Source organism: Luteipulveratus mongoliensis, from assembly GCF_001190945.1.
In the GTDB taxonomy this organism is placed as follows: Bacteria; Actinomycetota; Actinomycetes; order Actinomycetales; family Dermatophilaceae; genus Luteipulveratus; species Luteipulveratus mongoliensis.
On the sequence record NZ_CP011112.1, the window covers coordinates 3463638 to 3488764 of the forward strand.

At 67.4% G+C, this 25127-nt stretch carries 18 protein-coding genes and 1 riboswitch; of the genes, 5 read left to right on the top strand and 13 right to left on the bottom strand.

The genetic code is table 11. The features are described 5' to 3' along the window. Positions 1 to 51 precede the first annotated feature (51 nt). Both VV02_RS16460 and VV02_RS16465 read left to right on the top strand, forming a co-directional pair. On the top strand, positions 52 to 2505 hold the full coding sequence (locus VV02_RS16460; protein ID WP_052593199.1) for a DNA gyrase/topoisomerase IV subunit A: 2454 nt from the start codon (positions 52 to 54) through the stop codon (positions 2503 to 2505). A 135-nt stretch (positions 2506 to 2640) separates the two neighbouring features. Next, the gene (locus VV02_RS16465; protein ID WP_052593201.1) at positions 2641 to 3582 is read left to right on the top strand and encodes a ferredoxin family protein; all 942 of its coding nucleotides are present in this window, start codon (positions 2641 to 2643) and stop codon (positions 3580 to 3582) included. Between the two features lie 7 nt (positions 3583 to 3589). Here the strand turns inward: VV02_RS16465 and VV02_RS16470 are convergent, their stop codons facing one another. The 3 genes from VV02_RS16470 to VV02_RS16480 all read right to left on the bottom strand — a co-directional run bounded on the left by VV02_RS16470 (position 3590) and on the right by VV02_RS16480 (position 6245). Beyond that, on the bottom strand, positions 3590 to 5020 hold the full coding sequence (locus VV02_RS16470; protein WP_052593203.1) for an APC family permease: 1431 nt from the start codon (positions 5018 to 5020) through the stop codon (positions 3590 to 3592). A gap of 97 nt (positions 5021 to 5117) precedes the next feature. Continuing rightward, positions 5118 to 5393 carry a hypothetical protein gene (locus VV02_RS16475; RefSeq protein ID WP_157063430.1) on the bottom strand — a complete coding sequence of 92 codons (276 nt, stop codon included), beginning with the start codon at positions 5391 to 5393 and terminating at the stop codon, positions 5118 to 5120. Between the two features lie 93 nt (positions 5394 to 5486). Next, on the bottom strand, positions 5487 to 6245 hold the full coding sequence (locus VV02_RS16480; RefSeq protein WP_052593208.1) for a class I SAM-dependent methyltransferase: 759 nt from the start codon (positions 6243 to 6245) through the stop codon (positions 5487 to 5489). Between the two features lie 43 nt (positions 6246 to 6288). Beyond that, positions 6289 to 6392: riboswitch (guanidine-I (ykkC/yxkD leader) on the bottom strand. 164 nt (positions 6393 to 6556) lie between these two features. Here VV02_RS16480 and VV02_RS16485 point away from each other — a divergent pair. Together VV02_RS16485 and VV02_RS16490 are read left to right on the top strand one after the other, a co-directional pair. After that, a complete protein-coding gene (locus VV02_RS16485; RefSeq protein WP_169787706.1) occupies positions 6557 to 8071 on the top strand; it encodes an alkaline phosphatase family protein in 1515 nt (504 codons plus the stop codon). A 63-nt stretch (positions 8072 to 8134) separates the two neighbouring features. Then, positions 8135 to 9028 (top strand): LysR family transcriptional regulator, encoded by an 894-nt coding sequence (locus VV02_RS16490; RefSeq protein WP_052593211.1) that lies wholly within the window; start codon positions 8135 to 8137, stop codon positions 9026 to 9028. Positions 9029 to 9071: 43 nt separating this feature from the next. Here the strand turns inward: VV02_RS16490 and VV02_RS16495 are convergent, their stop codons facing one another. From VV02_RS16495 to phnA, 4 genes are all read right to left on the bottom strand, one after another. Further along, entirely contained in the window at positions 9072 to 10562 is a 1491-nt protein-coding gene (locus tag VV02_RS16495) for an aldehyde dehydrogenase family protein (protein ID WP_218917430.1), read from the bottom strand. A 34-nt stretch (positions 10563 to 10596) separates the two neighbouring features. Next, positions 10597 to 11700 (bottom strand): zinc-binding dehydrogenase, encoded by a 1104-nt coding sequence (locus tag VV02_RS26950; RefSeq protein ID WP_052593213.1) that lies wholly within the window; start codon positions 11698 to 11700, stop codon positions 10597 to 10599. A 24-nt stretch (positions 11701 to 11724) separates the two neighbouring features. After that, complete coding sequence (locus VV02_RS26955; RefSeq protein ID WP_218917431.1) at positions 11725 to 12981, bottom strand: MFS transporter; 1257 nt, start codon at positions 12979 to 12981, stop codon at positions 11725 to 11727. Between the two features lie 84 nt (positions 12982 to 13065). After that, on the bottom strand, positions 13066 to 14421 hold the full coding sequence (gene phnA, locus VV02_RS16510; protein ID WP_218917432.1) for a phosphonoacetate hydrolase: 1356 nt from the start codon (positions 14419 to 14421) through the stop codon (positions 13066 to 13068). Positions 14422 to 14672: 251 nt separating this feature from the next. Between phnA and VV02_RS16515 the strand changes: the two genes are divergently transcribed. Then, positions 14673 to 16721 carry a beta-N-acetylhexosaminidase gene (locus VV02_RS16515; RefSeq protein WP_052593219.1) on the top strand — a complete coding sequence of 683 codons (2049 nt, stop codon included), beginning with the start codon at positions 14673 to 14675 and terminating at the stop codon, positions 16719 to 16721. Here VV02_RS16515 and VV02_RS16520 read toward each other — a convergent pair. The 6 genes from VV02_RS16520 to VV02_RS16545 form a co-directional block, all read right to left on the bottom strand. Then, entirely contained in the window at positions 16685 to 18724 is a 2040-nt protein-coding gene (locus VV02_RS16520) for an NHL repeat-containing protein (protein WP_052593221.1), read from the bottom strand. The two genes, VV02_RS16515 and VV02_RS16520, sit on opposite strands and share 37 nt — an antisense overlap. Before the next feature lie 73 nt (positions 18725 to 18797). Continuing rightward, a complete protein-coding gene (locus VV02_RS16525; protein ID WP_218917433.1) occupies positions 18798 to 19835 on the bottom strand; it encodes an SIS domain-containing protein in 1038 nt (345 codons plus the stop codon). A gap of 38 nt (positions 19836 to 19873) precedes the next feature. Next, on the bottom strand, positions 19874 to 21874 hold the full coding sequence (locus VV02_RS16530; RefSeq protein WP_052593223.1) for an outer membrane protein assembly factor BamB family protein: 2001 nt from the start codon (positions 21872 to 21874) through the stop codon (positions 19874 to 19876). A 55-nt stretch (positions 21875 to 21929) separates the two neighbouring features. Further along, on the bottom strand, positions 21930 to 22892 hold the full coding sequence (locus VV02_RS16535) for a carbohydrate ABC transporter permease (protein ID WP_083450226.1): 963 nt from the start codon (positions 22890 to 22892) through the stop codon (positions 21930 to 21932). Then, positions 22889 to 23776, bottom strand: a complete 888-nt coding sequence (locus VV02_RS16540) for a carbohydrate ABC transporter permease (protein WP_052593225.1) — start codon at positions 23774 to 23776, stop codon at positions 22889 to 22891. Before VV02_RS16540 ends, VV02_RS16535 begins: the two co-directional genes overlap by 4 nt. A gap of 6 nt (positions 23777 to 23782) precedes the next feature. After that, entirely contained in the window at positions 23783 to 25099 is a 1317-nt protein-coding gene (locus VV02_RS16545; RefSeq protein WP_052593227.1) for an ABC transporter substrate-binding protein, read from the bottom strand. Positions 25100 to 25127: the final 28 nt, after the last annotated feature.

A 25127-nucleotide genomic window follows, 5' to 3' on the forward strand; every position in this document is an offset into this window, starting at 1 on the left:
TCGTACGCGCGTGCGACACACCGCCCTCACATGCAGGAGAACGCACGCCTCATGGCTCGCCGTAGCAAGACCCCGCAAGACGATGAGATGAAGGATGTCGTCGAGAACATCGTCGACATCACGGTCCAGGACGAGATGGAGGCCGCGTACCTCGAGTACGCGTACTCCGTCATCTACTCCCGGGCGCTGCCCGATGCCCGCGACGGCCTCAAGCCGGTCCAGCGGCGCATCCTGTACGCGATGGACGAGCTGGGTCTGCGCCCTGACCGCGGCCATGTGAAGTCCTCGCGCGTCGTCGGTGAGGTGATGGGTAAGTACCACCCGCACGGCGACCAGGCGATCTACGACACCCTCGTCCGGATGGCGCAGCCATTCACCATGCGCCTCCCCCTCGTCGACGGGCACGGCAACTTCGGCTCGCTCGATGACGGCCCGGCCGCCGCGCGATACACCGAGGCCAGGTTGGCTCCCGCGGCGATGCTGATGACGACCAGCCTCGATGAGAACACCGTCGACTTCGTCCCCAACTACGACGACCAGTTCACCCAGCCCGGCGTGCTCCCGGCGGCCTTCCCCAACCTGCTCGTCAACGGCGCCAGCGGTATCGCGGTCGGCATGGCCACCAACATGGCGCCACACAACCTGGGCGAGGTGATCGCCGCGGCGCGCCACCTCATCAAGAACCCGGACTGCTCGCTGGATGACCTGATGAAGTTCGTCCCCGGCCCCGACCTGCCGCTCGGTGGTCAGATCGTCGGGCTGGACGGCATCCGCGATGCCTACCTCACCGGTCGCGGCTCGTTCAAGACCCGAGCGACCGTGCGCATCGAGAACGTCACTCCCCGCCGCAAGGGCATCGTCGTCACCGAGCTGCCTTACCTCGTCGGCCCCGAGAAGGTCATCGAGCGCATCAAGGACCTGCACAACGCCAAGAAGCTGCAGGGCATCTCGGACGTCAAGGACCTCTCCGACCGGTCGCACGGCCTCCAGCTCGTGATCGAGATCAAGAACGGCTTCAACCCGGAGGCCGTCCTGGAGAACCTCTACAAGCTGACGCCGATGGAGGAGTCCTTCGGCATCAACAACGTCACGCTGGTCGAGGGCCAGCCGCGCACGCTCGGGCTCAAGGAGCTGCTGCGTGTCTACGTCGACTTCCGCATCGATGTCGTACGCCGCCGCACCCAGTTCCGCCTCGATAAGCACGAGCGCGACCTGCACCTGGTCGAGGGCTTGCTGCTGGCCATCGTCGACATCGACGAGGTCATCCAGATCATCCGCACCTCCGACGACGCCGCCGCCGCACGCACCCGCCTCATGCAGGTCTTCGACCTGACCGAGCTGCAGGCGAACTACATCCTCGACCTGCAGCTGCGGCGCCTGACGAAGTTCAGCCAGATCGAGCTCGAGAAGCGCCGCGACGAGCTGATGAAGGCCATCACCGAGCTGCGCGCGATCCTCGATGACGAGAAGCTCCTGCACAAGATGGTGTCCGACGAGCTCGCCGCCGTCGCCAAGGAGCACGCCACTCCACGCCGCACCATCCTGCTGGAGTCGGCTGGCCAACCTGCTACTGCTGCAACACCTTTGGAAGTCGCCGACGACCCGTGCTGGGTCCTCCTGTCCTCCACCGGCCTCCTCGCGCGGACGACCACGGACGACCCCCTCCCGACCGAGGGAGGCAGACGCAAGCACGACGCGGTGATCGCCGCCGTACGCACCACGGTCCGCGGCGAGTACGCCGTCGTCACGTCCGCCGGACGGATGGTCCGGCTCACCGCGCTCGACCTGCCGACGTTGCCGCCCAGCGCCGACGCGCCGAACCTGTCCGGCGGTGCGCCGCTCGCGGCGTACGTCGACCTGCCGTCGGGTGAGCAGGCCCTCACCCTGATGACGACCAACGACGACTCTCCTGGCCTGGCGCTCGGCACCGCCCAGGGCGTCGTCAAACGCGTGACACCCGAATATCCCTCTGGCAAGGACTCATTCGAGGTCATCAGCCTCAAGGACGGCGACCGCGTAGTCGGCGCCACTGCCCTCACCACCGGCGAGGAGGACCTCGTCTTCGTCACGTCCGACGCTCAGCTGCTGCGCTTCTCGGCCGGCCTCGTCCGTCCGCAGGGACGCGCCGCCGGAGGCATGGCCGGGATCAAGCTCGGGGCCGGCGCCAAGGTGACCTGGTTCGGAGCAGTCGACTCCGGTCGAACGAATGCCGTTGTCACCGTTGCCGGTTCGTCGGGCGCCCTTCCCGGCACCGACTCCGGATCGATCAAGGTCACGCCGTACGACGAGTACCCCGCCAAGGGGCGCGCGACCGGCGGCGTCCGCTGTCATCGGTTCTTGAGAGGTGAGGACGAGCTGGTGCTGGCGTGGGTCGGTGCTCAGCCAGCTCGCGCCGCGAGTGCCAGTGGTGTGGCTGTCGATCTGCCACCCGCCGACGGTCGTCGCGACGGCTCCGGTCAGCCCGCTCCGGGACCGGTCGCCGCGATCGCGCCGGCCCTCCCCTGACGATCGTCCCGACAGGTCGCGCACCCTCGTCAACGTGATGTCAGGTTGGTCGTCAGGTGAGATCGACGATCAACCTGACAAACCGCCGACTGTCGTTGCCGTGTTGTCGGGACGATCGTCCTTAAGGTGCGTGGGGTGACGACCACGCACGCGACGAGCCGCCCCGATGCCTGCTCGATGCTCTGGGCGGACGCGGAGCTGCCCGCGTGGGGCACCGCGTCGTCCGCCCGCTTCTGGGTCGTCCTGGAGCAGGCCGGGCCGTGGGGGCGAGAAGCCGCGCTCAACTCCCACCTCGACGCTGACGTCGGCCATGAGCTGACCCGCGCCTGTGCGGACGCGGGCGGACGGCTCCTGCTCGTGCGTGACCCCGGTCGACATGCCGACTCCACGTCACGCTCGACCATCTCGCGCGCGTGGGTCGCCGGTGGTCTGGCCAGCCGGCCGTGGCTGCTGGAGGGCGAGGTAGAGGACCCGATCGAGCTGTTGCGCCTGCCGTGGGAGGTGCTGTCGGACGAGGACCCGGACGAGGTCGGCCTGTTCCTGCCTCAGCTGGAGGAGACCCGCGAGCCGCTGCTCCTCGTCTGCACCAACGGCCGCCGCGACGTGTGCTGCGCGATCCGCGGACGCCCTGCCGCTCTCGATGCCGCGCAGCGCATTCCAGGGCGAGTCCTGGAGTGCTCACACATCGGTGGTCATCGGTTCGCACCCACCGGGATCATGCTGCCCTCCGGGCAGACGTGGGCGAGGCTGGACGGCGACCGGGCCGAGCTCGCGTACGCCGCCGAGCGCCGAGGCGAGATCCCTGCGGAGCTCAACGACCCGGCGTACGACCGTGGCCGCAGCTGTCTGCCACCGGCGGCTCAGGCGGCGCAGTCCTGGGTGCGCCAGCAGACGGGCGAGCTGGGTCTCGTCGCGTTGCGCACCGCGGATGACGCCGGCGAGGGTCTCGTCGAGGTGCACACCCATGACGGCAGCACGTGGCGCGTACGCGTCACCCGGGTCGAGGGGCCGTCGGTGCGCGACACCTGCGGCGCGCTGTCGAAGCCGTCGATCACCTGGGCCGCCGACCCCGCCTGACCCCGCGTCAGTCCTCGAAGTGGTCGGGGTCGCGGATGTAGGTCTTCTTGGCGTACAGCGCGCGGTTGGAGAACCAGGTGATGACCCAGAGCACCAGGCCGAGCAGGAGCAGCCAGCCGGCGATCTTGTACTCGTCTGTCTCGCGGCCCGACAGCTTCGGGATGACCAGGAAGACGCACGCGAGGCTGCCGACGATGGGAAGCCACGACGGCGTTCGGAAGTGGTCGTGGTCAACGGAGTCTCGGCGCAGCACCAGGACAGCGATGTTGACCACGGCGAAGACGCCCAGCAGCAGCAGCGAGGTCGTGCCACCGAGGTTCTTGACCACGTCACTCTTGCTCTGACTGGTCACGTAAGCGATCAGGCCGAACGCGATGGCGGTCGTGAACAGGATGGCGACCCAGGGCGTACGCCGGGTCGGGTGCACCTTGGCCAACGGTCGGGGCAGGACGTCCTGCTTGGCCAGGCCGTAGAGCAGCCGGCTGGCCATCAGCATGTTGATCAGGGCTGAGTTGGCCACCGCGAACATCGAGATGAACGGCAGGATGCGGTCCGCCGGGATGCCCGGGGCTCCGGTCTGGACCACGTTGATCAAGGGGGTAGCGCTCTTCTCGAGCTCCCCGATCGGCACCAGTGCCACCGCGCAGATCGAGACGAGGATGTAGATGACACCGGTGACGGTGATGCCAGTGATCATGATCTTGGGGAAGATCCGAGACGGATCCTTGGTCTCCTCGGCCATGTTGACCGAGTCCTCGAAGCCCACCATCGCGAAGAACGCGAGGGACGTCGCCGCCGTCACCGCGAGGAAGGCGCCCTTGTCGCTCGGGGACTCGAACACCGTGACCCGAGAGAAGTCGGCCTTGCCCTGGGTCATCGCCCAGACCCCGATCAGGATCACCAGCAACAGCCCGGAGACCTCGACGAGGGTCAGCACGACGTTGGCCTTCACGCTCTCACCGACACCACGCAGGTTGACGAGCATGCACAGCACCATGAAGCCGAGGGCGATCGCCATGATCGCGCCGGTCGAGGCTTCCCACTCGATGCCCTTGGCGAAGTTGTTGGCGAAGGTCTGCGCCGCGGTCGACGCGGAGGTGATGCCCGAGCACATCACCGTGAAGCAGATGAAGAACGTCACGAAGTGGATGCCAAAAGCCTTGTGCACGAACACCGCTGCCCCACCGGCGGCCGGATACTTCGTGACCAGCTCGAGGTAGGACAGCGCGGTCACCATGGCGACCGCGAACGCGATACCGAGCGGCAGCCACGCGGCTCCGCCGACCTGACCGGCGACCTTGCCGATCAGCGCGTAGATGCCGGTGCCGAGGATGTCTCCGATGATGAACAGCAGCAGGAGCTTTGGCCCCATGACCCTGTTCAGCTCGGGCTGCTCGGACTCAGGTCCTGCGGACTCCGCTTCAGCGACGTGGCTCATAACTCACCAACCTGGCGTGCCCAGGGACGATCTGTCCAGCGAATCGCCAGTCGTCTCTCCGGAATTCGTCAGGTTGCGGGCGTAGGCCGTACGTCTGTCACGCGATCGCGCGATAGACGTACGGCCGGGCCGGCTTCGTCTTCGCAGACTCGGCCGCGATCGAGCAGCTCACTGCATGCTCCGCCCGTGCCCGCTCCGCATCGGCGAGCGAGGCGTACGGCACGAACAAGGAGCTGCACCGCCGACAGGCCACGCCGTGGAACTCCTCCACGCCCGATCCGCTGGACGGGTAGTCGATCCAGACATCGTCCACGACTTTGCGCGCCGTCGGGATCACGTGCCATCTGACTTCGAGTCGGTGTACTCGTTCCATCGCCACTCACCTCAGCCGGTAGGCAAACGTGCGTCTACTTAAGAGGACGGCGCAGCAGGCCAGACGTGTCGCAGTTCGAGCCGATCAATCTGCTCAGGGCAGCTGGGCCACGAGGAACGTCGCAGGACCGGCCGGCGCCGGTGCGTCGGGCGTGGCCGCCACGGTCCGCTCAAGACGGGCGAACCCCTCGGCGATCTCCTGCTCGGTCAGCTGCTCGAACGTGGAGAAGGTACGCAGTCGGAGACGGTCGAGGCTCTCCTGCATCGTGACCTGCTGCTGGACGGTGACTTCCGCGATCTCGGTCGTACGCCAGCCGGCCCCCTCGAGAACCGTCGTCATCTCCTCGGTGGAGTCGTACATCGACGCATCCGCCTCGCGGCCACGCGGGAAGTGCTCGAGCCACCAGAGGTGCGGCATCCGGTCGCTGAACTGGGTGCGGAGCAGCAACGTCCCGCCGGGGCGGGTGACCCGCGCGAGCTCCGCGGCGGCCCGGTCCTTGTCGCCGACGTGGTGCCAAGCCAGGAACATGACAGTGAAGTCGACGGAGTCGGACTCCAACGGGATGTCCTCGGCCGAGCCCGGGACATATCGCACGGCGGGATCCGCCGACTCCCGCTGGGCAATCTCGCGCATGCGGTCCGACGGCTCGACGCCGACCATCGGTCCGAAGGTCTGAGCCAGCGCAGGTGTCAGTCGTCCCGTTCCGGAACCCAGGTCAAGCCCGCTCAAGGGGCGCCGGCTCGGCAGCCGAGTGCCGAAGACCTCGATCCATTGCGCGAGCTGCGCGGCGTCCATGGCGCGGGCGCGCACATAGGTGTCGTGCATGCGTACGTCGTAGTCAACAGGTTTCATGAGTGGGACCTCCGGTCGATGGCAGGAATGAATCCCGACATCACTCGACCGGGCTTTTGTCCCGTCAGATGCCCACCACGCTTGGTGGGTCGTGGCGCTCGGACCAGCCCCCGCCAAAGGCGGAGCGGAACCCTAGCCACGTCCAGTCGTCCTCGCAGGCTAGCAACCACCGATCGCGCACGTGGGCCGTATCGGTACCCGTGCACCGGCCGCGGCTATGGGCCGGATAGCCAACATCGCGGTTCCACCTGCCCGCACCGCGCCAGCACGATGAGGGGCGGCCGACCCCAAGAAGGATGGCAGTGGACAACATGAGCATCACCGACAAACCGCCGCCCGGCTCCGAGCCGCCCCTCCCCCACAGCCCGGGGCCGGAGGATCTTCGCAACGGCGTGAGCACGAAGAAGGTCCTGTTCCTCGACCTCGACGGTGTCCGGTACGACACGCTGCTCGCCGCGCGTACGCCGAACATCGACGCCCTTGCAAAGACCGGCCAGTTCGGTCCGTCGTACCTGCACGACAACGCCATCACCGGCACCAACTCCGGGCCGGGCCACTCCAACATGCTGACCGGCGTCTGGCCCGACAAGCACAAGGTCATGGACAACTCGTTCGACGACAACAACCTGGCCGCCTATCCGGACGTGTTCACCCGGATGGAGAAGGCTCGCCCGGAACTGTCGACGTTCAGCACCCTCGACTGGACGCCCCTGAACCAGTTCTTGATCGGCAACCCCGACGTCAAGATGCAGCAGAACGGTGAGTCGACGTCGGAGACCGACCGCGCGAGCACCAACGCGGCGGTCGAGGCGCTGTCGGAGCACAACCCCGACGCGATGTACGTCTACCTGCACTCCGGCGATGACGCCGGCCATACGTACGGCGACGAGACTCCGCAGTACACGACCGCCATCGAGAACATAGACGGCATGATCGGCCAGATCATCTCGGCGATGACGTCGCGCACGACGTACCGGAGCGAGGACTGGCTGGTCCTCGTGGCGACGGACCACGGATTCGCCGGCACGAGCCACGGCGGCGACCAGCACTCCACCCGGACCGGCTGGGTGCTGGCGACCGGCGGCGGTATCGACCACTGCAACGGCACGGCTCGCGAGTGGCGCCAGGTGGACATCGCGCCGACGATCTTGCGTCAGCTCAGCATCGAGATCGATCTGGCCTGGGGCCTGGACGGCATCCCGATCGGTACGCCCAGCACGGAGTCGTTCGACACCGTCCGGACCACTCGTGGCGTCGTCGACGAGCCCGCCAAGCCGGCGGGCTCAGGCGGCTGGTCGCACACTCTTCCGAGCGGCTGGGCACGGACCAACAAGGTCACGGGAGGTACCACCGAGTTCTGCGGCTGGAACCTCATGACCGGCGAGTTCTGGGCCACCAGCCAGGAGGGTCAGGGGCGCGGCTCCTTCGTCCGCGGTCGCGACACGATTGCCGTCGCCGACACGCACGAGTGGAATCGCACCGGCAGCCCGGCCAGGGCGGGCCAGACGTACGACTCCACGCTCTGGTCTCCCTGGAAGGCCGTCGGCCACGACCGCTCACTCACGTTGAGCTACGAGAGCCACTACCGACAGCTGGCCAGTGGTCGCCAGAAGGCTCAGGTGGTCGCGCAGTTCGACAACGGCACCAGCCAGATCCTCTGGTCAGCGGACGCAGCCGACGGAGACCGGTTCGACATCAGTGCGCACAGCTCGTTGCCGATCTCGGTACCGGCCGGCGCGACGCAGGTCCGAGTCGGATGGCGGCTCTTCGACGCCGGCGACAACGGTTACTGGGCGATCGATGCACCTCGCATCACCAAGGGGTGACAAGACCGTAGGCTCTCACCGCGGGCAGGAGACTCCCTCCGGCCCGCGGCGAGAGGCGTCGACATGCTCAACCTGAACCAGCTCGAGGTCCTGGTCGCCGTGGTCGAGTCCGGCGGGTTCTCAGGCGCTGCCAAGAAGCTCTACATGAGTCAGCCGTCGGTCTCGAATCACATTCGTAACCTTGAGAACTCGCTCGGCGTGCAACTTGTCCAGCGCACCACTCAGGGCGCTCGAGCCACCCCGGTCGGTGAGGTCGTGGTCGCCCATGCCCGCCGCATCTTCGCGCAGCTCGCCGAGCTCGAGACCTCGGTCGCCGAGCACCAGGGGCTGAAGGCGGGTCGACTGCTGGTAGCGGGCACCACCACTCTGGGCACCTACCTGATGCCGCGTCTGGTGGCCGACTTCTCACGCCGCGCGCCACGGGTGGAGTGCCAGATCCGGGTGGGCAACGAGGACACCGTCGAGAGCTGGCTGATCCGCGGCGAGGTCGCCCTCGGACTGTGCATCGACACACCCAGTGCCGAGCAGCTCGTGGCCGAGCCACTCTTCGTCGAGCGGATGGTGCTGGTCGCGCCAGCCGAGTCCCCCTTGCTCGGTCGCGAGCTCTCCCCCGCGGATCTTGCCGATCAACGGTTCCTCATGCGCGAGATGGGATCTGCCACGAGGCGGCAGCAAGAGGCTGCACTGCATCTCTGGGGTCTCGACGCGGTCGACAAGTGGGACCTGTGGGGGCCGGACATCCTCAAGGAGGCGGTGTACGCCGGACTCGGCCTGGCACTGCTGTCCGAGCATGCGACCGCTCGCGAACGCGAGTCGGGTGTGCTGGGTGAGCTGGTCGTCGAGCCCTCCACACCCACCAGGACCGTGTCCTTGGTGCAGCGGGCGGATCGTATCCTCACGCCCCCGGAAGAAGCGTTCGTCGCGCAGCTGCGCGCAGTCGCGGCCTGGCCTACCTGAGACGCCGCGCCTCAGGTCGACCAGGCCGCAGTCGTGCGGGCCCTCAGTACTTGATGCAGGCCGACCGAAGGTCGGTGTAGAACTGCCACACATCGTGCGAGCACTCCGGCGCACCGAGCTGGGATGCCTTCGCACCCATGTGCGGCAGATGCGAATACGCACCGACACCAGGGCGATTCACGTGCAGCATGCCCGCCTGGAAGTCCTGCAACGCCTGGAACATCAGCGCTGGGCTCTGGGTGAAGATCGTGCCGGACATGCCGTACTTCACGGAGTTCGAGATGCGCATCGCGTCGTCGTAGCCATCACACGTGATGACGGACAGGACCGGTCCGAAGACCTCCTCCTGCGCCAGCGTGCTGTCCCATGCCACGTCGTCCAGCACGGTCGGCTCCACGAAATAGCCCGGAGTGTCGAGCTCGGCCGCGTGGCCACCAACGACGACGGTCGCGCCTTCGGCCACCGCGTTCTCGATCGCATCGACGCACGCCCGTTGGCGCTCGTCGTTGACCACCGGACCGATGTCGGCCCAGCTCTGGTCACCGCGCCCGACCTTCATCGCCTGCACCTTCGGCACGAGTCGCGCGAGCAGCTCGTCGTGGACCGAGCGGTCGACGATGACCCGGCTCGTGGCGCTACAACGCTGACCGCTCTGCCCGAAGGCACCGTGGACGATCGCCTTGACCGCCTCATCGAGGTCGGCGTCGGCCAGCACGATGAGCGCGTTCTTGCCGCCCAGCTCCAGCTGCGTGCGCATCAACCGTCCGGCGCCGGCTCGGTTGATCGCCTGGCCCACGGGCAGCGAGCCGGTGAAGGAGATACCGGCCACGCGGGGGTCGTCCACCAGCGCCTCGCCCGCCTCGCGGTCGCCCTGGATGAGGTTCAGAACTCCGGACGGGACGCCGGCGTCGTGGAACGCCTGCACGATCAGCGCCGAGCTGAGCGGCGTGAGCGGTGACGGCTTGAGGACGGCCGTGCATCCCGCGATGAGAGCCGGCGCGACCTTCCACATCGGGATCGCCACCGGGAAGTTCCACGGCGTGATCAGGCCGACCACACCGATGGGTCGACGGAAGGTCATGACGACGGTGCGCGGCTCTTCTGCCGGGGTCGTCTCGCCGTTGATGCGGCGTGCCTCACCGATCGTGAACTCCAGGATCGCGAGGGCGCGCTTCACCTCGCCGGCCGCTTCCGACAGCCGCTTGCCCTGCTCCCGGGTGATCGCGGCGGCGATCTCATCGAGGCGATCTTCGATGATCCGGCCCGCCCGGGTCAGCACGCTGGCCCGCTCGATCGGACCGATGGCATCCCACGCCTGCTGAGCTGCATGCGCCGCGTCCACCGCCGCCACCGTGTCCGACGTGTTGGACTCGGCGAAATCACCGATCAGATCGTCGGTGTCAGCAGGATTGACGTTGCGCCGAGTCTGCCCGCTGCTGCTCGGGATCCACGCTCCGCCAACGAAGTTCAGGACGTGGTCGGGGTCGACGGCGAAGGTCGCCGTGGCATCGGGTTTGGCGTCCAGCTGGGTCACGTGGGTGCTCCTCGAGCGATGTGTTCGGACGTGTTCAGTGTGTGTGGATGGCGACGCGGGGTGTCGCGCCGGTGTTGGCAAGCGCGACGGCCTCGACGATGTCGGCCAGCGGCTGCGGCTCGGACACGAGGCCGGCGAGCTGGCCCTGGTAGGACGTACGACCCAGGAAGTCGATGGCCTCCGCCAGGTCGTCGACGCGGTAGTTGTGGGAGCCGACGACGGTGGTGAGGTTCTTGACGAAGCCACTGGGCTCGAAGCCCACCTCGGGGGCCGGCGAGACCGACCCGACGAGAGCAACCCGTCCACCCAGGTCAACGACCTCGAGAGCGGACTGCACCGCACGGGAGCTGCCGGACAGCTCGAAGATCACGTCCGCGCCATGCTCCGCCGTCGTCTTGGCCAGGTCCTCCGGTGCGCAGGCAACGGTCGCGCCGAACTCGAGGGCCAGTGCACGACGAGCCGGATCGACGTCAGAGGCGATGACCTGCTCGACACCCCGGTCACGGGCGTACGCGACGGCGGTGAGGCCGAGCATCCCGCAGCCGAGTACGACGACCACGTCGTCGGCGGTGAGCTCGACCCGGCGAGCAGCGCACGTGACGGTCGCGGTCGCGCAGTTCGCCGGGGCGGCGGCCGGGGCCGTCACGACCTCGGGCACCCGGACGAGTCCGGTCCCCGCGATCAGGTGCACGTGGCTTCCGAAGCCGCCGTTGAGCTGCCAGTGGTCATCCATCGCCTCGTGGCCGTACTTGCGGACGGTCAGGCACTTCTGCGGTACGCCGCGCAGGCACCTGCGGCAGCTGCCACACGCCGTACCGATGGTCCAGGTGATCCGGTCACCGACGGCGAGCGAGTCGCCGTCCGCGTCCTGGACCGCGCCACCGGTAGCGACGATGTGGCCCACGGCCTCATGGCCGAGAACGGTTGGCAGGGGCGTAGATCGGTCGCCGTTGATGGTGTGCAGGTCGCTGCCACAGATCGTGGCGAGCTCGGTGCGTACGAGGACCTCGCCCGCGGAGAGGTCGGGCAGGGCGACCTGGTCGACGGAGAAGCCCTCCGTCACACCGGACCACACGGCTGCCGTCGCGATCGCCCCTGCTGTCGGCGTTGAGGTCACGTCGCTCACTGTGCTCGTCATGTCAGGTTCCTGTCGACTGTCGGTTCAGCGGCGGATGGTCGAGGCCACCACTGCGCTGGCGGCACAGGAGCAGGCGACGATCGGGAAGATGAGGCCGGCGTTGCCGTCGTGGCTCTGCATGACGTGACCGATGATCGGCTCGGCGGCGCCGGCGAACAGGTAGGCGAAGAAGTTCACGACACCCGTCGCGGTGCCCGCCATCACCTTGCCTGCGAGGTCAGGGCACAGCGCCCAGAAGGACGACTGGGGTCCGTAGACGAAGAAGCCGCACAGGAACAGCAGGACGATGCCGAGACCCACGCCGGGCTGCAGGACCCACATGAGCAGCGAGCTCACCGCACCCAGCAGCATGAAGAGCATGATCGGGCGGTCACGGCGCGAGCCGAAGATCCGGTCTGACAGCTGACCGTTGACCAGAGCGCCCACCGCCATGCCGACGGGCAGGGCGACGCTGATCCACAGGGCGTTGTCGGTGTCCTTCCAGTCGTCGCCGAGGAAGTAGACCGGCACCCAGATGAGGAGGCCGTAGCGCGCGGCGTTCTGGAAGCCGATCGCGATGCCGGCAACCCAGATCTTCGGGATCCCGAGGACGGTCTTGTACCGCTCCGCCGAGCTCAGGTCGGTCGACTGCGTCGTGTCGTGCTCGACGTCATCGGCATCGTGGGTGAACGACCGCGGCGCAATGATGCCGGCGTCCCGAGGAGTGTCTCGGGCCACGAGGTAGAACACGATCCCGCCGAGGAGCATGAGCAGCACCGGCAGCCGGAACAGCCACTGCCAGTGCTCCTTGCCGAAGGTGTTGATGGTCAACGTCGAGGTGACGTAGACCAGCACTGATGAGGAGCCCGCCGCCAGGGTGTAGAAGCCGAAGCTCTTGCCCCGCTCCTGGTGGCTCCACCAGTTGGAGATGACGCGGCCACCCGCCGACCAGCCCATGGCCTGGACGAAACCGTTGGCTCCGAGCGCCAGTGCCATGCCGAGGAAGTTGTGCATGAAGCTGGCGGCGATGCAGAAGGTCGTCGACAAGATCGCGCCGAGCGACATCATGCGACGGCCGCCGAACTTGTCGGCCAGGTTGCCGTTGACCATCTGTCCGAAGGCGTACGACCACAGGGCGATCGCGCTCAGCGCGCCCGTCGTCGTCTTGGTCCAGCCGAACTCGTCCTGGAGACCGGTGATGGCGAAGCCGTACGCCTGCCTGCCGGTGTAGAAGAAGAGGTAGCAGAACATCGCGCCGAGCAGCATGCGCCAGGCCAACGTGCGGAAGGTCTTCTCGGACACCGGCTGACCGTGGGGCTCGGTGGCAGTTCTTTCGACAGTGCTGGACATCGTTGTCACAACCAATCGTGGGGTGGGCAGGGAGGGTTATGCGGTCGCGGCCGAGCTGAGCTCGTGCTCGCTGACGAGGGTGGTGCCCACCCAGAACGCGTCGTAGTTGTGCACATGTGCGGGCTCGCCGTACGGCTCGTCCAGCTGGTCCGGCCTGGGCAGGACGCGGTTGATGATGAAGGGGATCTGCAGCTCGCCGAGTGCGCCGTGGGAGCGCAGCGGGGCGTCCAGTCCGCTGAGGTCGTGCCAGGCGGCGTACCGTCCGACCGCCGTCCCGGCCTCGCCGAGGACGACGATGTCGCCGATCCGGTCGGGCGGGAGACAGAAACGCTTGGCTGCTTCTTCGCGTCCGTAGGCTTCTTGTACGCCCTCTAGGGCGCGCAAGGCCTCGATCGTGGCGTCCCGGTCGACCCCGTCGGGCAGGTACACGCTGGCGAAGGAGCCCAGTGCCCCGTGGTGCACGGTGTAGGGGTCGGTGATCGGGAGGATGACGCGCAGCCCGTCGGTGCCCGGCTGCACATCGCTGGTGCCCAGGATGGTGCGGACCTCATCCTCCACGAACAGCACGTTCGCCTTGCCCGACGCGTCGGACTTGGCACTCATGCCGTGATCAGCGGTCAGGATCACGATCGCGCCCAGTGCTTCGAGCGCGGCGGCGTAGTGGTCGATCATTGCGTAGAACGCGTTCGCGACCGGGGTGCCGGGGGCGTTCTTGTGCTGGATGTAGTCGGTCAGCGACAGGTACATCAGGTCCGCGCCACGATCCTTCAGGATCTGCACCCCGGCGGCCAGAGCGAACTCCGACAGGTCGGCGGAGTAGACCTGCGGCAAAGGTTTGCCCACCAGCTCCAGGACACCCTCGATGCCGTTGTCGGCGACGGTGGCCTGGTCGGCCTTCTCGGCCGAGAAGCAGATCCCGTGCCGGGTCGGCGCGACGAACTCACCGGTGCCGGCCAGGCTGGGTCCGTCCTCGACCAGACCCGCACCCAGCAACCGGCGCAGCTTGTCCTTCGCGGTCACGACCACGACATCCAGACCCGCCTCGTTCGCGGCCGCGAACACCGTCGGTGCGCGCAGGAACTTCTTGTCGTTCATCAGCACCTCCTCGCCCGTGGTCGAGTCGAAGATGTAGTTGCCGCTGATGCCGTGCAGTGCCGGCGGGTGACCGGTGGCGATGGACACGTTGTTCGGGTTGGTCAGCGCGGGCATCGCGCAGTGCGCCTCCCACGAGCTGCCCTGACCGGCAAGGACATTCGCCAGCCACGGCATGCTTCCGGCCTTGATCGCCTCGAGGTGGTAGTCCGGCTCACTGCCATCGATACAGATCACCACCACCGGAACCCCAGGGGTGGTGTAGTCCCGGCCATTGACGGTGAACTTCGTACGCTCCACGTGCGACTCCTGTACATCCTGGTAACGACCTGATGTCGCAACCATCTCGGCCGGCCGCCTCACCAGGAACCCAGCGGCCGCCTATGGCGGCGATAGCCCCACCGAAGGGAGCGCACGCGAAAGTCCCGCCGAAGGGGACGCATCCGGAAAGGCCCCGTGGACGACCTTCGCGCTCTAGACTGCGCGCTATGCCCCAAAACTGATCACAAATGATCAGTTAGTCGGCACAGCCTCGACAGACGGAGTCGCCCATGAGCACCTGTAGATGGTCTTCCTACGCACTCACGTTCGGCCTGGTCCTCGGCCTCGGCACTCCGGTCGCGTCGGCCGCGATCGCTGACGACCCGGGCGCCGAGGCGCAGACCGCTGACTCGCCCCTTGCGCTGGTCCCCAAGCCGTCCAGCGTTGAGGTCAAACAGAATTCGCGCGGCTACACCCTCTCCCCCGGCAGCCGCATCGTCACGTCGAACGCCTACCGGCCGGTCGCCGAACTGCTCGCGCAGACCCTGCGCCGGTCCACCGGCTACCGCGTTCCCGTCGTGACGTCGGGCCGCGCCCGGGCCTCCGACATCGCGATCTCTCGGGGCGACGCCCCGTCGGAGGGCTACAGCCTGACCGCGTCGTCCTCCGGGGCGAAGATCACGGCAGCCACGCCCGAGGGCGCGTTCAATGCGACTCAGACCCTGCGCCAGCTCTTGCCGGCGGCGGTCGAGTCACCCACCTCCGTGCGCACGCAGTGGAGTACGCCTGCCGTCACCATCTCCGATGCACCCCGGTTCGCCTACCGCGGAGTCATGATCGACGTGGCCCGCTCGTTCCAGACACCGGCCGAGCTGAAGAACACGATCAACACGCTGGCGGCGTACAAGATCAATCGGGTCCACCTGCACGTGGCCGACGACCAGGGGTGGCGGATCCAGATCACCAACTCCGGCAAGGCCGCCGGCGACACCATCGACTACTCGCGACTGACCTCGGTCTCGGGCAAGACGGCCATGACCGAGGGCGGCTACCAGAACGAGGCCGGCCACACCGGCTTCTACACCCAGGACGACTACCGCTCGATCGTCCGCTACGCCCAGTCGCGGTTCATCCAGATCATCCCGGAGATCGACCTGCCCGGTCACACCAACGCCGCGCTGCACGCCATCCCGGAGCTCAACACGGCTGGTTCGTCGCACACCAGCACTGCGCAGGAGCCGACCGCACCGGCGAATGGCACTGGCAACGTGGGCTATTCATACCTCGACCCAGACAGCGCGGCGTCGATGACGTTCATCCGCCACGTGCTGACGCAGCTGGCGGCCATCACGCCGGGCAACCTGCTGCACGTGGGCGGCGATGAGTCCCACGACTTCGTCGCCCGCTATGGCAAGGACCGGTTCAACACGTTCGTCGGGAGCGTCCTCGGCGTCGTGCACAGCCTCGGCAAGTCGGCCGACGGCTGGAATGAGATCTCCCGTACGCCTGAGATCACGTCCGGAGACCAGGTGCAGTACTGGGCCGGCGACACCAGCACGCTGCCCGACGCCACCGCCGCCGGAGCCAAGGTCATCATGTCGCGCGGTTCCAGCTCCTACCTGGACATGAAGTACAACTCCAAGACGCCGATCGGCCTGACGTGGGCCTGCAGTGGCATCTGCGACTTCCCCCAGTACTACAACTGGGACCCGGCCAAGGTCGTCAACGGCATCGGCGACGCTGAGATCAGCGGCGTGGAAGCGCCGATGTGGAGCGAGACGGTGCGCGGACAGAGCCAGGCACAGTTCATGATCTTCCCGCGAGCCATCGCCTTCGCCGAGATGGGATGGACGGCCCAAAGTCAGCGTGACGTCGGCGACTTCACGTCGCGGCTGAGCGCTGTCGGCCCACGGCTGACTGCCGCGGGAGCCAACTTCTACGACAGCCCGTACGCCACCTGGCAGGCTCCCATCGCGTCCACCGACGCGAGCGGCGTCGCACGGCGACAGACGACGTACGACCTGGGTCGGCTCTTCGCGCCCGGGACCGTCATCGCCGACAACGGTCAGCAGGTTGGCCCGGACACCAACGCGGGCGATGCCGACGGCGCCAGCGCCAGCGTCCTGACCTCGCTACGCACGACGATCAGCTGGGGTGACGGAACACCTTCAACCGCAGGCACGTTCACGGCCGCTCAGGCTCGAGACGCGCTGCACTCGACCGGGACGATCTCGGTGACCGGCCAGCACACTTATCAGAAGCCTGGCCGGTACACCGGAACGATCAGTGGATCGGACGGTCGTCAGGTGCCCTTCACGGTGACGGTCCGGCCCCGGTAACCGCCTCTGCAGGTCGGGTCTTCGATGCGCACCAGGTTGCGGCCGCGCATCGTGTAGAGCCGTCCGAGGTCATCGGCGGCGATGTGCGATCCGCTGTACCAGCCGCCGTTGATCTCGGGCACCACGACCGACACCGCGAATGTCTTCGGGTCGAACCGGAACACGGTTGTGTCCGAAACGCCATAGACCACACCCCGATTGGTGACCAGCGCCCCGAAGTCAGTGCAGATGCCGCGGACGTCCACCACCTTGACGATCCTGCGCGTCGTGACGTCGAGGACGAAGACGCCGGCGGCGCCCCGTGACATGCCATAGAGGTATCGCCCCTGGACAGCGAGCGCCGCGATGCCCGAGGGCTGCTGCGGATCAACCCGCCACAGCTCCTTCCCGGCGACCGGGTCGAAGGCGACCACCGTGCTCCTCGGGCCATTGGCGTAGATGTTGTCCCCGCCGAGGAAGGCCACGCCCTCGCGCGTCGCGACCGCCCTGACCATCTGACGGTCGTCGATCGGGTTGACCCACGTCCGGACGGCGCCGGCCGTGATGTCGTAGGCCGCGAAGCAGCCACCACCGTTGGTGTCGGACTGCGCTCCGACGAGGACAAGCCGGTTGACCGCATCCCAGCAGACATCGAGGGGGCGGTTCTGTCCTGAGGGGAACGTCGCCACCTGGTGCGGGCCGGCGCCGGCCGGGTCGTACGACCACACGCCTTGGTTGTTGTACTGCCCGGTGTAGAGCACGCCGTCGACCACGACGGCGTCCTTCGCCTCACCCGGCATCCCGAGGTTGACGACGGCTCCGGTCTCCCAGGATCGACGCGACATCACACCGTTGCCACCGACGTAGGCGTAGCCGGCACCGGCGACCACGCCCATGGCGAGCTGCGGGCCGGGCTCGGCGCCGGCTGCCTCAAGGTTCGTCTTCGTCACGGTGCGCGAGGCGATGTCGATCACGGCGACGAACACCGCGTCGGACACGCTCACGACCGACCCTCCGTAGACAGCGAGTCCCCAGGTCCCCCCGAGGGCCGTGCCGTCCTGCGCGGTCTGAACCTTCTTGGTCAGTAGCGAGTAGGCGTACACGTTGCCGTTGCTCGCGAAGTAGACGTTGTCCCCGGACTCGCAGAACAGGATCCCGGTGCGCGGGATGACCTCGTACTTCGTGGGGTCAGCAAGGTCGATCAGCAGCGACTTGCCCGGCCCCTTCAGCCCGACGGCCAGCTCGGACCCGAGGATCTGGAGGTCGGTGACCGAGATCGCGCCTGCCACTTCCGCGGGAAGGATCGAGCGGGACGCGCCCGTGGCGCGATCGAAGGCGTACAGGACGGCCTTGCCCGCTCCCCCGCCGGACAGGACGCTGCCAGCTCCGAAGTAGACCGTCGAGTCCGTCGCGGCCACCGCCTGGGCGAGCGTGACAGTCGGGTCAGGGACGCCGAGGCTGCGCACTGTGCCGGTTGAGGGATCGCACTCCCACAGGGCGGGTGCCTGATTCCCGCCGCTGCCGCCGACCGCGTAGACCATCCCGTCCGGTGCCACCGCGACATCACGCACGTCGCGCTCGCCGGTCGTCCCGATGGCCACCGCCTTCGGCGACGTCGACGTCAGGTCGATCTGGTAGAGGTTGGCAGGGCCGGCTGCGTCCTGCAGGACGCCTACCGTGAGCCTGTCACCGGGCGCGTTGCTGGCCATCGCCTGGATGGCGTAGCCGCCGGGCAGGTCCACGCGAGACACGACCTTCTTGGTACGCAGGTCGAAGCCGATGACTCTGGTCGGATCGAGGTTGCGAGAGCCGATGTAGACGATGTCGCCCACCAGCAGCCCACTGAACAACGCGAACTGCTCGACTCCCGGACCCAGGTCGGTGATCGTGACACCAGGCCCATGACCGTGGTCGGGCGGTGCAGCCGATGCAGGTCTGGGGATCGAGGCGACAGCGGCTGCCAAGCCGGCCGCGCCTCCGAGCTGCAGGACGGTACGCCGACTCGGTGCTGGGTGGTTCTCCATCGTTCTCCTCAGGATCTGGCGGATCTGACTCCGCAGTGGCCCCGGAACATCTGGTGAGACCGGCTCGAGAGATTCAGTGAGTTCGAGTGACCTTGGTCAGTCCCCGAGGGCGGTCCGGATCCAACCCCCGCGCGAGCGCGAGCTCCAGTGCGAGTCGTTGCAGCGGCACGATCTGCACCAGAGGTGTCAGCTCCTCGGCGATGCACGGCGTCGCGATACCGGCACCCAGGTCCGGATCACCCACGACACAGACCTCGGCGCCGCGGTCAGCGACCACCTCGAGCACCGGGCGGAGCAGCCGGCCGCCGACACCCCCAGGAGAGATCACGACCACGGACACGGTGGGATCGACGTGTGCCACCGGTCCGTGCAGGAGGTCGGCGCCAGAGAATGCCGACGCGGCGACGTGGCAGGTCTCCATGAGCTTCAAGGCCGCTTCGCACGCCGTCGGGTACGAGTAGCCCCGGCCGACCGTGAGGATGCGCCCCGCGTAGCGGTAGCGATCGGCGACCTCGCTGATGTCGACGTCGCCAGCACGCGCCACCACGTCGGGTATGCCTGCAGCGACAGGGTTTTGGCGTCCGGCCCACGAGTTGACCAGGAGCCACAGTGCCAAGATCTCCGCGGTGTACGTCTTGGTCGCGGCGACCGATTGCTCCTCGCCCGCCCCGAGGTCGAGGTGGAGCTCAGCCGAGCGAGCCAGGTCGGAGGTCGGGGCGTTGGTGACTGCAAGCGTCACCGCTCCGGCCGCCTGTGCCGCAGACGTCGCTTCGATCAGGTCGGGCGAACCACCGGACTGGCTGATCGCGATCCAGAGGACCCCGGTCATCGACGAGCTGGCCTGGTAGCCAGTCAGACTCGACATGGAGGCCAAGCCGCAGGGCAGGCCGAGGACGGTCTCGACCAGGTACTTGGCGTAGAGCGCCGCGTGGTCGCTGCTGCCCCGCGCGGCGAGGAGGACAAACCGCACGTCCCGGCGCTGGATCTCGCGGCTGATCCCGTCGATGATCGTGCGGCGGTGGAGCAGCGACTGCAGCACCGCCGGCTGCTGGTCGATCTCGGCACGCATGAGCGCACCGCCCGTCGTGGTCGTGCTCGCTGTCGCAGTCATGGTTCTCCCAACCGAATCGCCTTGGAAATCTTGGTCATTCAGTGGTCGTCGATCGCGACGAGGTTGGTGCCCTTCATCGTGTAGAGCACCCCTCGCTCGTCGCGGTTGACGTGACAGCCGCTGTACCAGCCGCCGTTGAGCTGCGGCACGACGACGGACATGGCGAAGGTCTTGGGGTCGAAGCGCATCAGCGTGGTGTCGGACGCCGCATAGACGCGTCCGCGGTTGAAGACCATCGACGACCACTGCGGGCACACGGCCTTCAGATCTGCCGTGTGAACGATCTTGCGCCGGCGCAGGTCGATGACGAAGAAGCTGCCCTTGAGAGCCATCGCGTAGAGATAGCTGCCGTGGATGGCCAGCGAGCCGATGCCGTACGGCGCGCCCGTCTCGATCCGCCAGAGCTCACGTCCCTTGACAGGGTCGAAGGCGACGATGGTCCCGCGGGGTCCGGTCTTCTGCGCGTTGTCCCCTCCGAGGTAGGCCACTCCGTCGCGGGTGGCGACCGCACGGACCATCTGTACGTCGTCGATCGGGTTGAGGAAGTGCGCCGACTTCTTGCTGGAGGGGTCGTACGTCCACAGCGCGCCGCCGCCCTCAGTGTCACGTTGGACGGCGACCAGGAGACGTCTGAGGCACGGGTCCCAGGACACGTCCAGCGGTCGGTTCTCATCGCTCGGGAAGGCCGCCACCTGATGAATGGGCTGTCCCCGGCGCGGGTCGTATCCCCAGATGCCCTGCGAGTTGTACTGCCCGGTGTAGAGCACGCCGTTCACGATCTCGGCGTCCTTCGCCTCTCCAGGCGCCCGGAGATACTCAGGTTTCCCACCTGAGACGCGGTGCTTGGCGATCGTGCCGTTGCCACCGACGTAGACCAGTCCATTGGCCGCTGCGATACCCATGACCGCCTGCGGACCCGCAGGCGCACCTGCTTCTTCCAGGTCGGTCACCGCGCAGCTGCCCGACGCGGGATCGATCTCGGCCACGAAGCCGTACCCGGAGGTCGCCAGCACCTTGCCGTCCCGGACGTCCACGCCCCAGACCTCGCCGAGCGAAGGTCCGGTGAAGGACACGGGAGCGACCTTGGCGGTGGACAGCGAGATCTGCTCGAGCGACGACTCGGTGGCGTAATACACGGCGTCGCCGTCCGCCGCGTACATCTTCGTCACCTTGCCGCTGAGCTTCGTGAGCGCGTACTTCGAGGTGTCAGCGAGATCGATGATCGCGATCTTCGCGGGCTCAGTCCCACCGGCCGATCCCGCCACGAGGCGGTCGCCGATCACGTTGAGCTGGCGCATGCTCGGGTCGACGAGCATCTCCTTCGGCGTGATGTTGGTGAACCCGCCAGCGGCTCGGTCATAGGAGAACAAGGACGCGCGGCTCGCGCTCCCGCCACCACCGAGGGTGCTTCCGGCGCCGAAGAACACGGCGGAGTTGGTCGCAGCCACCGCGCGGGCCAACGTCGATGCAGCGTCCGGCACGCCGAGGCTGGTGACCGCGGAGGTGGCCGGGTCGAACTGCCACAGAGCCGGAGCGGTCGGACTGCCGCCGCCGACAGCGAAGACGACACCGTCCGGGGCCGCGGTGATGGAGCGGACGTCGCGATCCCCGATCCGTCCGATGGGTACGGCCGGCTGGTCCGGCGTGGACAGGTCCCACCTGTGCAGGTTCGCCTGTGGGCCGCCGGCATCCTGCAGGACGCCGAGGTACAGGTAGCGACCGGTCGGATCGACGGTCATCGCTTGAATGGCGTAACCGGTGGTCAGGTCGGTGCGTCCGATGATCTTGCGAGTCGGCACATGGAATGCCACCACCCGCGCAGGGAGGATGTTGCGCGAGCCGACGTAGACGACATCGCCGACGAGGACCGAGCTCATCAAGGAGAACTGCACGACGGCAGGTCCCAGATCCGTGATCTTCGTGGTCGGCGCGCTCTCGGCGTGGGCCGAGCTCCCCGAGAAGGACTGCAGGACTGCCGCGAGGCCCACGGCCCCACCGGCCTGGAGCAAGGTGCGCCTGCTGAGGTCTACGTACGTCATGACTTCTCCTCTGTAATGGCCCTGGTCAGGGTGGCGGTCAGCGTCTTCGGGAGGCTCAGTCCAAGGCACCGGCAGTCATGCCGGAACGCCAGAACCTCTGCAACGAGATGAACAGGATGATGAGCGGGACGATCGAGACGAGTGATCCGGTGATCGCCAGGAGGTAGTCCTCGGGGTGACCTTGGTTGAGTGCGGTCGTGTTCCAGACGTAGAGCCCGAGGTTGACCGGGTAGAGCTTCGGGTCGGACAGCATCACCAGCGGGAGGAAGAAGCTGTTCCAGATCGCGGTGAACTGGAAGAGCACGATGGTGACGAAGCCGGGGCGCAGCATCGGGAAGGACACCGACCAGAACGTCCGCAGCTCACCGGCGCCGTCGACCCGGCTCGCGTCGAGGACGGCATCAGGCACGGACGAAGCGCTGAAGATCCGTGCGAGGTACACCCCGAACGGGAAGACCAGGCCCGGCAGGAAGACGCCGATGAACGAGTTCGTCAGCCCCACCTTGGACGCCAGCAGGAAGGTGGGCAGCGCCAGCGCGGTGCTCGGGATCATGACGCCCACGAGGACCAGGCCGAAGACCTTCTCCTTGCCGCGGAAGTCGTACTTGTCGAACGCGTAGCCGGCCATCACGCTGACCACAGCCGCGATGAGCGCGCCACCACCGGCGTACACGATCGTGTTGAACATCCAGCGCAGGTAGATGCCGTTCTCGGCCTGGAACAGATGGCTCAGGTTGGAGCCGAGACTGAAGCTCTTGCCCGGCGCGAATCCGTTGGTACCAAACAGATCCGAGAGATTCTTGGTCGAGGCCATTACGAGCCACAGGGCCGGCAGGAGCGTGTAGGCGACGGCGGCCAGCAGGACTCCGTTGGCCACGACGCCCGACATCCAGGCAGGACGAGAGCGACGGGGCGTCGGTCGGTCGGGCGTACGTCGGACCGGGCCTGACCGGTCGCCATCGCCCGGCTCGAAGCGCTCGGCCAGAGCCGCTGCCGAGGTGGGTGCGCTCTGAGTCATGACTGGCCCCTGTTGCCGATTCGCATGACGACGAAGGACAGGCCGCCGGCCGCCAGCGCGACCAGGATGGACGCGGACGCGGCGAGTCCGTAGTCGTTGCGGTCGAACGCCGCACTCTGCAAGAACATGTTCGGGGTCCATGTGCTGGTGATCGCGGACGATGTCGTGTCCAGGATCTTGGGCTCGGTGAACAGCTGGATGCCGCCGATCGAGGTGAACAGCGCCGCCATGACGACAGCCGGCCGGATGAGCGGCAGCTTGATCCGCAGGGCGACCTGCCACGGCTTGGCCCCGTCGACCAGAGCCGCGTCCAGTACCTCGCGCGGCACCGCCTGCAGAGCCGCGCAGAAGATGACGATGTTGTAGCCGAGCCACTGCCAGATCGCGATGTTCACGACCGAAGAGAGCGGGTGCGCGCTCGCCGGACCGCCGCTGCCACTGCCACCGAGCCAGCCGATGACCGGACTGAGGCCGGGCGTGTAGAGGTAGAGCCAGATCAGCGCGGCGATCAGACCGGGCACGGCGTGCGGAAGGAAGAGCGCGAGCTGAGTGAGGCGCCTCCCCCACGCCAGACCGGAGTCCAGGATCAGGGCGAGGACCAGCGCCGCCCCGATGAGCAGCGGCACATAGACCAGGACGTACGCGCCGATCGTGGCGAAGCCGCCGCGGAAGGTCGGGTCGGACAGCGCCGATGCGTAGTTGCCCAGACCGACGAATACCCGCTCGACTCCACCGAACCCGAGGCCCGACGTCTTCTCACTGAACAGGCTGAGCCAGATCGAGTAGCCCAGCGGCGCGATGGTGACGAGGCCGAACAGGATCAGGAACGGAGCCAGGAAGATGCCAGCAGCGCGTCGCTGCCGCTGGGCGAGAGAGACGGTCATCGCACGCTACTTCGAGACCGTCAGGCCGCGACTCGTCATCGCGCTGGTCGTGAGGCCCTGCACGTCGGTCAGCACCTTGGCGAGGCTTCCGGAACCCGAGCTGACCTGACCCAGGCGGTCGATGATCGCCTTGTCCGTCGTCGACATCGTCGGGCCCCAGGTCCAGTCGGCGCTCACTGCGTCGTACGACCGGGTGCCGACCGCGAAGATGTCCTGACCTCCGAAGAAGCCCGTGTTGAACGACTTCTTGGCCACGGGCAGGAGGCTCGGCGAGGCGGGGTACATGCTGCTGGCCCCAGATGCGTACCAGGCGGCAATTCCCTTGGGGTCAGTGGTGATCCACTTGATGAACTCCGTTGCTGCGGCTGCGTTCTTGGCACCCTTGGGCACGATGAACGATGACCCGCCCCACATGGCGGATGCGGGCTTGCCGTCCCAGCTGGGGAGCTCGGCCACGGCCCACTTGCCGCTCTGGCTCGGAACCGTCGCCTTGAGACCGCCGGCACACCAGCTCGCGCAGAAATAGCCCACGGTCTGGTTCTTCTGTACGCCCTGCCAGAACTCGTCGGCGTACGTCGGGTAGGTCTTGACCAGGCCGTCGGTCACGAGGCCCTGCCAGTAGTTGGCCACCTTGGTGGAGGGTGCGCTGTTGATGCCCACGGTCCAGGCGTCGCCCTTGGTCCCGAACCACCGCGCGCCCGCCTGCCACGACAGATCGGTCAGCATGTTGGAGTCACCGGTGAGGAACGCACCAGCGCGGGTGCTCGGGTCCAGCGCCTTCACCTTGGCCGTGAGGGCCCGGTACTCAGCCCACGTCTTGGCCGGCGTCAGGTGGTGCTGGTCGAAGAAGTCCTTGCGGTAGTAGTAGAGCATCGGCGCGGCATCGCGCGGGATGCCCCACGTCTTGCCGCCGAGGGTCACTAGCTGCTGGATCGACGCGGGGAACGTCTTCTTCACCAGCTCGCCCGCGTTCGGCGTGAGGTCCTGTGCCGCGCCGAGGCTGACCAACTCGGGCAGCCGGGTGTACTCGGCCACCGCGACGTCGGGGACGGCGCCGGACTTCACGGCGTTGGAGAGCTTGGTGTAGTAGTCGGGCGGAGCCGCCTGCGTCTCGAACGACACGGTGATGTCGGGGTGGGATTCGTTGAAGGCCTTGGTCACGGCGTCCGAGCCCTTGACGAAGGACCAGAACGTGACGTGACCCTGTGCCTTGGTCGGAGCGCCGGCCGGGCCGCTGTCATCGGTGCTCGAACCACATGCCGTGATCGCCACGCTGACCGAGATCGCGGCCGCTGCTGCGGCACCTCTGCGCAAGTTGATCATGTCCTTCTCCTTCGTTCCAGGTAGGCGA

Bases quoted from the DNA above. Each gene is read 5' to 3' on its own strand.
- VV02_RS16525 (WP_218917433.1), bottom strand. From the start codon at position 19,835: ATGACTGCGACAGCGAGCACGACCACGACGGGCGGTGCGCTCATGCGT.
- VV02_RS16545 (WP_052593227.1), bottom strand. From the start codon at position 25,099: ATGATCAACTTGCGCAGAGGTGCCGCAGCAGCGGCCGCGATCTCGGTC.
- VV02_RS16485 (WP_169787706.1), top strand. From the start codon at position 6,557: ATGAGCATCACCGACAAACCGCCGCCCGGCTCCGAGCCGCCCCTCCCC.
- VV02_RS16515 (WP_052593219.1), top strand. From the start codon at position 14,673: ATGAGCACCTGTAGATGGTCTTCCTACGCACTCACGTTCGGCCTGGTC.
- VV02_RS16490 (WP_052593211.1), top strand. From the start codon at position 8,135: ATGCTCAACCTGAACCAGCTCGAGGTCCTGGTCGCCGTGGTCGAGTCC.
- VV02_RS16480 (WP_052593208.1), bottom strand. From the start codon at position 6,245: ATGAAACCTGTTGACTACGACGTACGCATGCACGACACCTATGTGCGC.
- VV02_RS16475 (WP_157063430.1), bottom strand. From the start codon at position 5,393: ATGGAACGAGTACACCGACTCGAAGTCAGATGGCACGTGATCCCGACG.
- VV02_RS16470 (WP_052593203.1), bottom strand. From the start codon at position 5,020: ATGAGCCACGTCGCTGAAGCGGAGTCCGCAGGACCTGAGTCCGAGCAG.
- VV02_RS16540 (WP_052593225.1), bottom strand. From the start codon at position 23,776: ATGACCGTCTCTCTCGCCCAGCGGCAGCGACGCGCTGCTGGCATCTTC.
- VV02_RS16535 (WP_083450226.1), bottom strand. From the start codon at position 22,892: ATGACTCAGAGCGCACCCACCTCGGCAGCGGCTCTGGCCGAGCGCTTC.
- VV02_RS16460 (WP_052593199.1), top strand. From the start codon at position 52: ATGGCTCGCCGTAGCAAGACCCCGCAAGACGATGAGATGAAGGATGTC.
- VV02_RS16520 (WP_052593221.1), bottom strand. From the start codon at position 18,724: ATGGAGAACCACCCAGCACCGAGTCGGCGTACCGTCCTGCAGCTCGGA.
- VV02_RS26950 (WP_052593213.1), bottom strand. From the start codon at position 11,700: ATGACGAGCACAGTGAGCGACGTGACCTCAACGCCGACAGCAGGGGCG.
- VV02_RS16530 (WP_052593223.1), bottom strand. From the start codon at position 21,874: ATGACGTACGTAGACCTCAGCAGGCGCACCTTGCTCCAGGCCGGTGGG.